The 11,276-nt window shown below is 69.2% G+C and carries 12 protein-coding genes; 3 read left to right on the forward strand and 9 right to left on the reverse strand.

The window, feature by feature from the left end:
* Window positions 1-2 precede the first annotated feature (2 nt).
* From ABWV53_RS03130 to trpE, 8 genes are all read right to left on the reverse strand, one after another.
* The gene (locus tag ABWV53_RS03130; protein ID WP_353362862.1) at window positions 3-731 is read right to left on the reverse strand and encodes a uracil-DNA glycosylase; all 729 of its coding nucleotides are present in this window, start codon (window positions 729-731) and stop codon (window positions 3-5) included.
* Window positions 732-800: 69 nt separating this feature from the next.
* Complete coding sequence (trpC, locus tag ABWV53_RS03135; RefSeq protein ID WP_353362864.1) at window positions 801-1,601, reverse strand: indole-3-glycerol phosphate synthase TrpC; 801 nt, start codon at window positions 1,599-1,601, stop codon at window positions 801-803.
* 45 nt (window positions 1,602-1,646) lie between these two features.
* Window positions 1,647-2,225: a hypothetical protein gene (locus ABWV53_RS03140; RefSeq protein WP_353362866.1), complete on the reverse strand. Its 579-nt coding sequence runs from the start codon at window positions 2,223-2,225 to the stop codon at window positions 1,647-1,649.
* 54 nt (window positions 2,226-2,279) lie between these two features.
* Window positions 2,280-3,311, reverse strand: a complete 1,032-nt coding sequence (gene trpD / locus ABWV53_RS03145; protein WP_353362868.1) for an anthranilate phosphoribosyltransferase — start codon at window positions 3,309-3,311, stop codon at window positions 2,280-2,282.
* 50 nt (window positions 3,312-3,361) lie between these two features.
* Window positions 3,362-4,048 (reverse strand): LysE family translocator, encoded by a 687-nt coding sequence (locus ABWV53_RS03150; RefSeq protein ID WP_353362870.1) that lies wholly within the window; start codon window positions 4,046-4,048, stop codon window positions 3,362-3,364.
* A complete protein-coding gene (locus ABWV53_RS03155; RefSeq protein WP_353362872.1) occupies window positions 4,045-4,623 on the reverse strand; it encodes an aminodeoxychorismate/anthranilate synthase component II in 579 nt (192 codons plus the stop codon). The genes ABWV53_RS03150 and ABWV53_RS03155 overlap by 4 nt, the downstream gene beginning before the upstream one ends.
* Window positions 4,620-4,964: a chorismate mutase gene (locus ABWV53_RS03160; protein ID WP_353362874.1), complete on the reverse strand. Its 345-nt coding sequence runs from the start codon at window positions 4,962-4,964 to the stop codon at window positions 4,620-4,622. Before ABWV53_RS03160 ends, ABWV53_RS03155 begins: the two co-directional genes overlap by 4 nt.
* On the reverse strand, window positions 4,961-6,460 hold the full coding sequence (gene trpE / locus ABWV53_RS03165) for an anthranilate synthase component I (RefSeq protein ID WP_353362876.1): 1,500 nt from the start codon (window positions 6,458-6,460) through the stop codon (window positions 4,961-4,963). The genes ABWV53_RS03160 and trpE overlap by 4 nt, the downstream gene beginning before the upstream one ends.
* Before the next feature lie 431 nt (window positions 6,461-6,891).
* Between trpE and ABWV53_RS03170 the strand changes: the two genes are divergently transcribed.
* Window positions 6,892-7,557 carry a chalcone isomerase family protein gene (locus tag ABWV53_RS03170; RefSeq protein ID WP_353362878.1) on the forward strand — a complete coding sequence of 222 codons (666 nt, stop codon included), beginning with the start codon at window positions 6,892-6,894 and terminating at the stop codon, window positions 7,555-7,557.
* A gap of 129 nt (window positions 7,558-7,686) precedes the next feature.
* On the opposite strand, the gene gph is transcribed toward ABWV53_RS03170, so the two are convergent.
* Window positions 7,687-8,394: a phosphoglycolate phosphatase gene (gene gph / locus ABWV53_RS03175; RefSeq protein WP_353362880.1), complete on the reverse strand. Its 708-nt coding sequence runs from the start codon at window positions 8,392-8,394 to the stop codon at window positions 7,687-7,689.
* Between the two features lie 220 nt (window positions 8,395-8,614).
* Here gph and ABWV53_RS03180 point away from each other — a divergent pair, with 220 nt between their 5' ends.
* Window positions 8,615-10,249 (forward strand): rhodanese-like domain-containing protein, encoded by a 1,635-nt coding sequence (locus ABWV53_RS03180; protein WP_353362882.1) that lies wholly within the window; start codon window positions 8,615-8,617, stop codon window positions 10,247-10,249.
* Between the two features lie 139 nt (window positions 10,250-10,388).
* Entirely contained in the window at window positions 10,389-11,246 is an 858-nt protein-coding gene (locus ABWV53_RS03185; RefSeq protein ID WP_353362884.1) for a transporter substrate-binding domain-containing protein, read from the forward strand.
* The last annotated feature ends 30 nt before the right edge of the window (window positions 11,247-11,276 follow it).

The following is an 11,276-nucleotide window of genomic DNA, read 5'->3' on the forward strand; positions in this document are numbered from 1 at the left end:
GCTCAGCCTTGCTGCGCCTCGTGTCGCAGGCGGAATTCACGCGCCTGCCCGAAATGCCCGTTGCCGATGAACGGCACCGGCGGGCGCAGCGCCGACAGCGGGGAAGGGTGGTTGGAGGTCAGCACCAGATGGCCGCGGTCCTCCGGAATGAACACGCGCTTGGACTGGGCGTGGGAGCCCCACAGCATGAACACCACCGGCCGCTCGCCCTCGGCCACATGGCGGATGACCTCGTCGGTCAGCTGCTCCCAGCCCTTGCCGGCGTGGCTGGCGGCCTGGCCCTCTTCCACCGTCAGGCCGGTGTTGAGCAGCAGCACGCCGTTCTTCGCCCACTTCACCAGGCTGCCGCCGGGCTCGGGCCAGGCGGGAAAGGGCTGGCCCAGGTCGCGCTGCATCTCCTTGAAGATGTTGCGCAGCGACGGCGGCAACTGCACGCCCGGCGCCACCGAGAACGCCAGGCCCTCGGCCTGCCCGCGCCCGTGGTACGGGTCCTGCCCCAGGATCACCACGCGCACGGCTTCGGGCGGCGTGAGTTCCAGCGCACGCAGCGGCTTGGGCGGAAAGATCACCGCGCCGGCCTCCAGACGCGACCGCAGGAAGGTGCGGAGCGCCTGCCCCCGCGGGCTGGCGAAGAAGGCATCGACCAGCGGCTGCCAGCCCGGCGCGACGGGCCAGTCGGCCGGGTCGGCGGATTGCAGCTGGGTGGCGTCGCTGGAGGTGGCGTCAGGCATCGGATGAAGGGTCAAAAGGGCTTGCAGCGCTTGATCCATCTGCGCAAGCAGCTATGAAAATAGGAGCATTCAGCCGAAAAGCCGGGCCAGCGCCAGGCCGGGGTCTTCCGACCGCATGAACGCTTCGCCCACCAGGAACGCGTTCACGCCGGCATCCTGCAGCGTCTTCACGTCGGCTGGCGACAGGATGCCCGACTCCGCCACCAGCAGCCGGTCGGACGGCACCGCCTTTTGCAAGTCGAGCGTGGTCTGCAGCGACACCTCGAAGGTGCGCAGGTTGCGGTTGTTGATGCCCACCAGCGGCGTCTTGAGCTTCAGCGCACGGTCCAGCTCGGCGCCGTCGTGCACCTCCACGAGCACGGCCATGTCCAGGCTGCGGGCAATCGCCTCCAGATCGGCCATCTGCGCGTCGTCCAGGCAGGCGGCGATCAGCAGGATCGCGTCGGCGCCCATCGCCCGGCTTTCATAGATCTGGTAGGGGTCGATCATGAAATCCTTGCGCAGCACTGGCAGCTGGCAGCTGGCCCGCGCCTGCTTCAGGTAGTCGGGCTGGCCCTGGAAGAACTGCCGGTCGGTCAAGACCGACAGGCACGCCGCGCTCACCCGGCCGTCGCCGTCCGCGTAGCTCTGCGCGATGTCGGCGGGGATGAAGTCGGCGCGGATCACGCCCTTGCTGGGGCTGGCCTTCTTGATCTCGGCGATCACGGCGGCCTGGCCTTTGGCGACCTTGGCGCGCAGCGCGCCCTCGAAGTCACGGGTCAGCACGCGGCTTTCCGCGTCGGCCCGCATCGCGGCCAAAGGCATCTTCTTTTGCGCGGCGGCGACTTCTTCGCGCTTGACGGCGATGATCTTGTTCAGGATGTCGCTCATGGCGGGTTCTTTCTTGTCAAACAAAACGTGTCAGTGCGGTACAGGTCATCGCAGGATGACCGCCAAGGGCAGACCCGAACGACGCAGCCCGAGGCGCTCGGCCAGCACGCCGGCGACGTGGTCCATCACCGCGATCTCCGACCGCTTGGGCGTGGTGAGCGTGGTCAGAGTGGCCACGGTACCCCGGCGGGCATGTCGCAAGTCGATGCAGGCGACAAATTCCGAGTTCAGTACATCGACCCCAAAGCCGATGCTGTGCGCCTGCTTGTCCAGAGGCACCCGCACCCTGCGACCCGATTCGTGAAGGTCGATTCTTCCGTCCGTGAAGTGGATCTCGCATCCATCGGCCGAGGGCCGGCGCCGCAGCACCGCGACCATGCCGGCCGTGATGAGCCCGGCCAGCCCCAGGATGACGATCCAGTGCAGGCGCCCGTCCGGCAGCAGCGCGAACGCCATTCCGCCCAGCATCAGGCCGGGCAGGGCCACGCCCATGATCGCCTGCCTGAGTGGACCGGGCGGGTGCAGCATGGCGGGCATCCAGAGCCGGGGTGCCTGGCTGGCGGCGAGACGGATCTCTTCCAGCAGGGGCGAGCGCCGCCGATCCAGGGCTGAACGAATGGTCATGCGGGGGCGTGACTGGGAGGAGTGGCTCAGTTGCGATGTGCCGGTAAGCCCAGATCAGGACGCCAGTGCATGCGTGCGCGCCACCAGCTGCTCCAGCCTGGCCAGCGCCGCGCCGCTGGCGATGGCCGCACGCGCCTTGTCCAGCCCGTCGGCGATGGAGCCGGCCACGCCGGCCGCGTACAAGGCCGCGCCGGCGTTCAGGCAGACGATGTCCTGCGCCGGGCCGGGCTGGCCGCGCAGCACGTCCATCAGCATCTCGCGCGACTGCTCGGGCGTTTCCACCTTCAGCGTGCGGTTGCTGGCCATGGCCAGGCCGAAGTCCTCGGGGTGGATCTCGTACTCGGTGATCTGGCCGCCCTTCAGCTCGCCCACCAGCGTGGCGGCGCCCAGGCTGACTTCGTCCATGCCGTCGCGGCCGTAGACCACCAGCGCGTGCTCTGCGCCCAGGCGCTGCAGCGCACGCACCTGGATGCCGACCAGGTCGGGGTGGAACACGCCCATCAGGATATTGGGCGCGCCCGCCGGATTGGTGAGCGGCCCGAGGATGTTGAAGAGCGTGCGCACGCCCAGCTCGCGCCGCACCGGCGCCACGTTCTTCATGGCGGGGTGGTGGTTGGGCGCGAACATGAAGCCGATGCCCACCTCGGCGATGCACTGCGCGATGGCCTCGGGCGCGAGGTTGATGTGCACGCCCAGCGACTCCATCACGTCGGCGCTGCCGCTCTTGCTGGAGACGCCGCGCCCGCCGTGCTTGGCCGTCTTGGCGCCCGCCGCGGCGGCCACGAACATGGCGCAGGTCGAGATGTTGAAGGTGTTGGCGCCGTCGCCGCCGGTGCCCACGATGTCCACCAGGTGGCGCGCGTCCTGCACGTGCACCTTGGTGGAGAACTCGCGCATCACCTGCGCGGCGGCGGTGATCTCGCCGATGGTTTCCTTCTTGACGCGCAGGCCGGTCACGATGGCAGCGGTCATCACGGGCGAGAGCTCGCCGCGCATGATGAGGCGCATCAGGTGCAGCATCTCGTCGTGGAAGATTTCGCGGTGCTCGATGGTGCGCTGCAGCGCTTCCTGGGGCGTGATGGACATGGCGAAGTCTCGGGTCGAAGCGGGGACAGAAAAAAGGGGAGGCGCGCCGGTCAGGCGCCGGGGCGGTCGGTGAGCGCCAGCTTGATGCCGAAGGCGATGAAGACGGCGCCGGCCGTGCGGTCCACCCAGTGCATGCAGTGCTGCAGCGCGCCCATCCGGCGGGCGATCCATGCCGAGCCGAAGGCCCAGGCCGCGCACACCGGCAGCGCGTTGACGGTGAACAGCAGCCCCAGCAGCAGGAAGGCGAGCGTCTTGTGCGGCGCGTCCGGCGCGATGAACTGCGGCACGAAGGCCAGGAAGAAGAGGGCGACCTTGGGATTGAGCACGTTGGTCCAGAAGCCGCCCAGGCAGACCTCGCGCAGCGCGGGCGCGGCGGCGGCGGGCACCGTGCCGGCCCGCGCATCGCGCGCCACGGCGGCCAGGCCCGTGCCGGGCCGGGCGCGCAGCATGCGCACGCCCATCCAGAGCAGGTAGGCCGCGCCCAGCCATTTGAGCGCCGTGAACGCCGTGGCCGATGCGGCCAGCAGCGCGCCCACGCCCAGGGCCGCGGCCACCACGTGCACGCAGCAGCCGGCAGCGATGCCCAGGCCCGCCAAGATGCCGGCGCGCGCGCCGGAGCGCAGCGCGTGCGTGACGATGTAGAACACATCCGGCCCGGGAGTCAGGTTGAGCAGCCAGCCGGCGACCACGAACAGCACCAGCTGGTGGCCGTCGATGCCCAGCAGTGCGAGGCTCACGGCCGCGACTCCGCCAGGAAGTTCTTCAGCATGGCGTGGCCGTGCTCGGTGAGGATGCTCTCCGGGTGGAACTGCACGCCCTCGATGTCGAGCTCCTTGTGGCGCACGCCCATGATCTCGCCGTCATCGGTCCACGCCGTCACGGCCAGCACGTCGGGGCAACTGCCGCGCTCGATGGCCAGCGAGTGGTAGCGGTTCACGGTGAACTGCTCGGGCAGCCCGGCGAACACGCCCTGCCGCGTGGTGGTGATGACGCTGGTCTTGCCGTGCATCAGCTCCTGCGCGCGGATGATGTTGCCGCCGAAGGCCGCGCCGATGCTCTGGTGGCCCAGGCAGACGCCCAGGATGGGCAGCTTGCCGGCGAAGTGCCGGATCGCCGCGACGGAAATGCCGGCTTCGGCGGGCGAGCAGGGCCCGGGCGAGATCACCAGCCGGTCGGGCCGGCGCTCGGCGATGCCTTCGAGCGTGATCTCGTCGTTGCGGAACACTTCCACTTCGGCGCCCAGTTCGCCGAAGTACTGGACGATGTTGTAGGTGAAGCTGTCGTAGTTGTCGACCATCAGCAGGCGGGTCATGGCGTGGGCTCCTCGTTGCGCTTGCGGCCCGCGGCCACCAGCCGGTCGAACTCGCGATGTTCGTAGGCGATGTACGCCTCCATCATGCTGCGGTAGATGGCCTCGATCACGTCGGGCTGGCCGCCCTCGGCCTGGGCGCGGGCGCGCACCCGGGCCACGATGGCCTCGATGCGGGCCTCGTCGCGCACCTGCGACTGCAGCGGCTTGTTGATCGCGGCCTGCGTCATGTAGCCGCCGCGCTCGACCAGCAGCGGCACCAGCACATCGTCGAGCGCGTCCACGCGGGCGCGCACCTCGGCCATGCTGGCGCAGGGCTCGGTCCTGTCGATGGCGCGGGTCATTCCAGCCCCTCCTCGACCAGCTCGGCAGCGCGCAGCAGGGCGCGGGCCTTGTGCTCGGTTTCCTTCCATTCCATCTCGGGCACCGAGTCGGCCACCACGCCGGCCGCGGCCTGCACGTAGAGCGTGCCGTCCTTGACGATGCCGGTGCGGATGGCGATGGCGACATCCATGTCGCCGGCGTAGCTGAGATAGCCGCAGGCGCCGCCGTAGAGGCCGCGCTTGGAAGGCTCGAGCTGGTCGATCAGCTCCATCGCGTGCACCTTGGGCGCGCCGGTCAGCGTGCCGGCCGGGAAGGTCGCCTTCAGCACGTCCATGCTGGTCATACCGTCGTTCAGGATGCCTTCCACGTTGCTCACGATGTGCATCACGTGGCTGTAGCGCTCCACGGCGAAGGCCTCGGTCACCTTCACGGTGCCGGTCCGGGCGATGCGGCCGATGTCGTTGCGCGCCAAGTCGATCAGCATCACATGCTCGGCGCGCTCCTTGGGGTCGTTGATGAGCTCGACCTCGGTGGCCTTGTCGCGCTCGGGCGTGGCGCCGCGCGGGCGGGTGCCGGCCAGCGGGCGGATGGTGACCTTCTGCCCTTCGGGCGTGCTTTCCTGCCGCACCAGGATCTCCGGGCTGGCGCCCACCACCTGGAAGCCGCCGAAGTCGTAGTAATACATGTACGGCGACGGGTTGAGCGAGCGCAGCGCGCGGTAGAGGCTGAGCGGGCTTTCGGTGTAGCGCTTGTGGATGCGCTGGCCCACCTGCACCTGCATGAAGTCGCCGGCGGCGATGAGCTCCTTGGCGCGGTCGACGGCGGCCAGGTAGTCGGCCTTGGCGAAGCTGCGCTGCGCGGGGTGGCTCTCGGTGGGGCGCACCACGGGGGCACTGACCGAATACTTCAGCTGCTCCTTGAGTTCGCGCAGGCGCTTCTTGGCGCGGGCGTAGGCCTCGGGCTGGGCCGGGTCGGCGTAGACGATGAGGTAGAGCTTGCCAGAGAGGTTGTCGATGACGGCCAACTCCTCGCATTGCAGCAGCAGGATGTCGGGGCAGCCCAGCGTGTCGGGCGGGCAGGTGTTCTCGAGCTTTTTCTCGATGTAGCGCACCGCGTCGTAGCCGAAGTAGCCCGCGAGCCCCCCGCAAAAACGCGGCAGGCCGGGGCGCAAGGCCACCTTGAAACGCTTCTGGTACGCGGCGATGAAGTCCAGCGGGTTGCCCGCCGCGGTTTCCACCACCTGGCCGTCGGTCACCACCTCGGTCCTGGCGGCGTCGCCGAAGCCGCTGGCGCGCAGCAGGGTGCGCGCGGGCAGGCCGATGAAGCTGTAGCGCCCAAAGCGCTCGCCGCCGACGACCGATTCCAGCAGGAAGCTGTATCTGCCGCCTTCCTTGCTGTGGGCCAGCTTGAGGTAGAGGGACAGGGGGGTTTCGAGGTCCGCGAAGGCTTCCGCCATCAGCGGGATGCGGTTGTAGCCTTCACCGGCCAGGCTTTTGAATTCCAGTTCTGTGATCACGGAGAGTTCCCAGCGCCTGCGGCTCGCAGCTTCGGTGCGCGATGACGACGGTGCCAAGGACCGTGCCGCAGTTCATTCATTCCAAGATTCGGCGCCCACCGGGTGGGGCCACGGGCGCACGCTGGGACGCGGCCCAGGTGCTGTCAAGCGTTAAGCGGCAGGATTGGCTTACGCCAGGGCCAGGCTCCCCGGTCGCTGCAACCTGTAATGAAAACGCGGTGAATGAACATCGGCAAAGTGTAGCAAAGCCCGGCGCGGCGGCGCGGCAGAAATTCCCGGCCGGCCCGCCCTGCCGGCGACTCCGCGCCACCAGGGCGCGGGCGGCCTCAACGATTGTTGAAATTAATCGATTGCGCAAGAACAGTAGTTAACAGTAAAAAATCAGCCGGATCCCTAGACTGCCTCGGACACACAGCGAGTCGGAGATCCGCATGAAATTCGTCGCACCCCTCCTTACCGCCGGCATGCTGGGCCTGGCCTGCCTCGGCGCACAGGCCCAGTCCGTCGACGTGGCCGACGTCCAGTACGCCAGCGTCGCCGAAGTCGGCAACACCAAGCTGCTGCTCAACGGCACCGGCGTGCGCTACAAGGCCGTGTTCCAGGTCTACACGGCAGGCCTCTACCTGGCCCGCAAGGCCCACACGCCGGAAGAGGCCCTGTCGTCCCCCGGCCCCAAGCGCATCGCCGTCAGCATGCTGCGCCCGATCGACGCCACCGAGCTGGGCAAGCTGTTCATCCGCGGGGTGGAGGACAACACCTCCAAGGAAGACATGTACCGGCTCATGGCGGGGCTGGTGCGCATGGGGCAGATCTTTTCCGAGCAGAAGATGCTCGCCAAGGGCGACACCTTCGTGGTCGACTGGGTGCCGGGCACCGGCACCATCATCACCGTCAAGGGCAAGCAGCAGGGCGAGGCCTTCAAGGAGCCCGAGTTCTTCAATGTCCTGATGCGCATCTGGCTGGGCCACCACCCGGCCGACTGGAAGCTCAAGGACGCCCTGCTGGACCGGGGCGACGACATGGCCCCGCTGCGGCCCAATGCACCTGTCGGCGTCGCCGCCGCGGCTTCGCCCCAGGGCGGCATCCGTCGTCAGTGATCGGCTTCGGGCCGCCTGGAGCGGCCCGGCCGGCTCGGTGAAGCGCCACCGGCCAGGCGCTGCATCGCCGGCAGCGAGCGTTGCCGGCCCATCGCTGCGGCGACGCCCGGGGGCGGGTGCCGCCCGCGCTCAGCCCCCGCGGCCCAAGTCCTCCAGCGAGTCGATGAAGCCATCGGCATCCACCTCCCGCACCGGCCGGCCGTGGTTGTAGCCATAGGTGACCAGCACCACGGGGCAGCCCGCGGCGCGCGCCGTTTGCGCGTCGTTGCTGGAGTCGCCGATCATGAGCGTGCGCGAAGGCGCCGTGCCCAGCGCCTCGCAGGTCTTGAGCAGCGGCAGCGGATCGGGCTTCTTGCGCTCGAACGCATCGCCGCCGAACACTTGGTCGAAGAAGCCGTCGAGCCCCTTGGCCCGCAACAGCGGCCGGGCGAAGTCGCCGGGCTTGTTGGTCAGGCACGCCAGCCGCAGGCCGGCGCCGCGCAGCCCGCGCAGGCCCTGCACCACCCCCGGGTACACGGCCGAATGCTGGCCGTTGGTCTGCAGGTAGTGGCGTTGGTAGGCGTCCCACGCGGCAGGGTAGAGCGCTTCAATTTTCGTAGTATCAGGCGCTTGTTCCATGGGCGCCAGCACGTATTTCAGCACCGAGCGCAGCAGGTGCTCGGAGCCCTTGCCGACCATGGGTTCGATCTGCGCGGCCTCGATGGAGGGCAACTTCAGCTCGCCAAGCATGCGCCGGATCGCCTCCGCGAAGTCGCCCATGGTGTCCACCATGGTGCCGTCCAGGTCGACGATGACGGCGTCGAAGGCGCCGTGGCGGAGCGGAATAACGTGGGACATCGTGAAACAGGGCTGGATGGTTGACGCGCTGGACGTCGGGAATCTGGGACCCAGGTGGAGAACCCACCGGTCAGTCGTTGGAGGGTACCGCGGCCGGGGCGTAGCTTGGAAAACGACTATGCATAGGCGAAATCCTTCTCACGCGCTGCAAGGCGATGCAGCCTCGCGGGCATATGGTGGCAGCTTTGTTCAACGCCCTCCCGACGCAGGGCGATCTGCCATGTCTGCATCGAGTGAATCCACTTCCACCTCCTTCTCCTACCCGCCGGTCAGCGCCCGCGCCGTGCGCGACTGGCTCAACGGCGGCGATGAAATCGCCTTGCTCGACGTGCGCGAGGCGGGTCAGTTCGGCGAAGGCCACCCCTTTTTCGCCGTCCCGGCGCCTTACAGCCGCCTGGAGTGGGACGTGCCTCGCCTCGTGCCCCGTCGCAGCACGCGCACCGTGCTGCTGGATGGCGGCGACGGGGTCGCCGTGCGCGCGGCGCAGCGCCTGGCTGCGCTGGGCTACCAAGAGTTGATGGTGCTGGAGGGCGGAGCGCCTGCCTGGGCCGAGGCTGGCTACACGCTGTTCCAAGGGGTGAATTTGCCGTCGAAGACCTTCGGAGAACTGGTCGAGCACGCCTTCGGCACACCGCACGTGAGCGCGGCGGAGCTGCAGCGCAGGCAGCAGGCAGGCGAGCCGCTGGTGCTGCTGGACGGCCGCACGCTGGAAGAGCACCAGAAAATGACCATCCCCGGCGCCATCCCCGTACCCAACGGCGAGCTGGCGCGGCACTGGAGCGCGTTGGCTCCCGACCCGGAGACGCCCATCGTCATCCACTGCGCGGGCCGCACGCGCAGCATCATCGGCGCGCAGATCCTGCGCGGCCTGGGTGTTCCCAATCCCGTGCTGGCGCTGGAGAACGGGACGCAGGGCTGGGCGCTGTCCGGCCAGGCCCTCGAACAGGGGAGCCAGCGCCGCAGTCCGGCACCAAACCCCGCGCAGGCTGTGGATCAGGCCCGCGCGGCGAGCGTGGCGGCCGACGCAGGCGTGGCGGTGTTGACGGCCGTACAGGCGCAGGCCTGGATCGACGACCCGGCCCGCACCACCTACGTGCTGGATGTGCGCACCGCCGATGAGTACGCGGCCGGCACGCTGGCCGGTGCCCGGCACGCGCCGGGCGGCCAGTTGCTGCAGGCCACGGACCAGACCATCGGTGTGCGCCGCAGCCGCGTGCTGCTGCTGGACGACGACGGTGTGCGAGCGCCCGTGGTGGCGGCCTGGCTGGCGCGCCTGGGCTATGGGACGGCCACCGTCGAGGGTGGCATCCATGCGGCGCTCACCGTGCCCGGCTCGGAGTGGGCGCGCCCTCCTGCCCCGCCCCCGCGAGTGGGTCCGTTGGAATTGCCCGGCTGGCTGTCGTCGCAGGCAACGCCGCCCCTGCTGCTGGATGTGCAACCCTCGCTGGCCTACCGCCGCCAGCATGCCCGGGGCGCGCGCTGGTCGGTACGGCCGCGCGTGGCCGCCGCAGTGCGCGACGCCGCATCGGGCGCGCTCGCGCCGCTGCTCATCCTGGCCGCCGATGCGGCCAGCGCAGCCGCGGCCGCCAGCGAAATCGTGACCGGCGCCGTGGCGAGCGTGCACTGGGCGCTGGCCGCCGACTGGGTGGCGGCCGGCTTGCCCGTGCAGAGCTCCCCCGACCACCCGGCCGATGCCGATGCCATCGACTACCTGTTCTTCGTGCACGACCGCCACGACGGCAACCTGGACGCGGCACGCCGGTACCTGGCCTGGGAGACGGGCCTCATCGCCCAGTGCGCACCCGACGAGCTGGCTGCCTTCCGCCTGCCGCCGGTGCAGTCGCGCGTTGCCTGATCCCGCGGCTGGCGCGCTGGCCGCATATCGATCCTCGGAAACGGTCGTTGTCGCGTGGCGAGGCGGGGCGGAAGATCAGGGCCTGTTCTCGCTTCGCACTTCGACCTCCCGCTTTCCTGCCTCCATGCCACTCCACGCCATGCGCCACGCCCCAGTGTTTCTCCGTTCTCCATCCCTGCCGCTCGCCGGCCTCGTCGCCGCGCTGCTGCCCCTGTTGGCGAGCACCGGCGCGCACGCCGATGCCACCCTGGACAAGATCAAGCAGCGCGGAAAGGTCAGCATCGGCGTGCTGGTCAACGGGGGGCCTTTCGGCTCCATCGACCCCGCCAACCAGCAGCTCGTGGGCTGGAACCCCGAACTGGCACGTGCGGTGGCCAAGGGCCTGAGCGTGGAGGCCGACCTGGTGCAGGTGCAGACGGCCACGCGCGTGCAGTTCCTGCAGGCCGGCAAGGTCGACCTGCTGATCGCCTCGATGGAGCTGAACCCCGACCGCGCCGAGATCCTGGGCTATGCACCCACCCCGTTCTACCGCGTGGGCGGCACGGCTGCCGTCCGAAAGGACAGCGGCATCACGAAGTGGGAGCAACTGCGCGGCAAGCCCGTGTGCGTTTCGCAGGGCAGCAGCTATGCCAAGCCCCTGGCGAGCGACTACGGCGCCACGGTGCAGGGCTTCAAGAGCTCTTCCGATTCGCTGCTGGCGCTCAAGGGCGGCAATTGCGTGGCCGCCGTGCACGACAGCACGCTCATCCACCCGCTGCTGCGCACCAACGCCGAATGGAGCCAGTACGCAGCGCCGATCACCACCGAACTGCTGCCCGCGCCTTCGGTGGTGTGGACCCGCAAGGGTGAGGCCGACACCATCGCCGCCGTGGACAAGGTGGTACAGGACTGGCACCGCACCGGCTGGCTGATCGCCACCGAAAAGCGTGTCGGCATCGAGCCGCCCAACCCGCTGCTGCCCGAGCTGCAGGCCCGGTTCAAGGACGCGGCGCAGTGACCTGACGCCGCCGACGGCCCTTCCTTTTTT

The organism is Acidovorax sp. FG27 (genome assembly GCF_040365715.1).
GTDB lineage: Bacteria > Pseudomonadota > Gammaproteobacteria > Burkholderiales > Burkholderiaceae_C > Paracidovorax.

Coding starts and splice junctions, on each gene's coding strand:
- ABWV53_RS03130 (WP_353362862.1), bottom strand. CDS start 731: ATGCCTGACGCCACCTCCAGCGACGCCACCCAGCTGCAATCCGCCGAC.
- trpC (WP_353362864.1), bottom strand. CDS start 1,601: ATGAGCGACATCCTGAACAAGATCATCGCCGTCAAGCGCGAAGAAGTC.
- ABWV53_RS03140 (WP_353362866.1), bottom strand. CDS start 2,225: ATGACCATTCGTTCAGCCCTGGATCGGCGGCGCTCGCCCCTGCTGGAA.
- trpD (WP_353362868.1), bottom strand. CDS start 3,311: ATGTCCATCACGCCCCAGGAAGCGCTGCAGCGCACCATCGAGCACCGC.
- ABWV53_RS03155 (WP_353362872.1), bottom strand. CDS start 4,623: ATGACCCGCCTGCTGATGGTCGACAACTACGACAGCTTCACCTACAAC.
- ABWV53_RS03160 (WP_353362874.1), bottom strand. CDS start 4,964: ATGACCCGCGCCATCGACAGGACCGAGCCCTGCGCCAGCATGGCCGAG.
- ABWV53_RS03170 (WP_353362878.1), top strand. CDS start 6,892: ATGAAATTCGTCGCACCCCTCCTTACCGCCGGCATGCTGGGCCTGGCC.
- gph (WP_353362880.1), bottom strand. CDS start 8,394: ATGTCCCACGTTATTCCGCTCCGCCACGGCGCCTTCGACGCCGTCATC.
- ABWV53_RS03180 (WP_353362882.1), top strand. CDS start 8,615: ATGTCTGCATCGAGTGAATCCACTTCCACCTCCTTCTCCTACCCGCCG.
- ABWV53_RS03185 (WP_353362884.1), top strand. CDS start 10,389: ATGCGCCACGCCCCAGTGTTTCTCCGTTCTCCATCCCTGCCGCTCGCC.